Annotated in this window: 1 protein-coding gene; it reads left to right on the top strand. The window is 64.3% G+C overall.

Features of this window, described 5'->3' with window-relative positions; genetic code table 11:
- Positions 1-373 (top strand): condensation domain-containing protein (locus tag HX846_RS19860; protein ID WP_178965953.1); only part of this gene is annotated, 373 nt, incomplete at both ends.

Genomic DNA, 373 nt, shown 5'->3' with positions numbered 1-373 from the left:
ATCCAGTATGCCGATTACGCGGTGTGGCAACGCCAATGGATGGACGCCGGTGAGCGTGAGCGGCAGCTGGCTTACTGGACCAACGTCCTCGGCGCTGAACAGCCATTGCTGGAGCTGCCTGCGGACCGTCCGCGACCGGCACGCCAGAGCTTTGCCGGCGCCCGTCTGGCCGTCCAGTTACCGCAGGCATTGGGCCAACAGCTGCGGCAACTGGCGCTGGGTGAAGGTTGCAGCCTGTTCATGCTGTTGCTGGCTTCGTTCCAGGGCCTGCTGCACCGTTACAGCGGCCAGTCGGACATCCGCGTGGGCGTACCGATTGCCAACCGCAACCGGGTCGAGACCGAAGGCCTGATCGGGTTCTTCGTCAATACCC

Origin of the sequence: Pseudomonas sp. K5002, from assembly GCF_013386655.1 — a bacterium.
Taxonomy (GTDB): domain Bacteria; phylum Pseudomonadota; class Gammaproteobacteria; order Pseudomonadales; family Pseudomonadaceae; genus Aquipseudomonas.
This window is presented reverse-complemented; position numbering and strand designations above follow the sequence as displayed.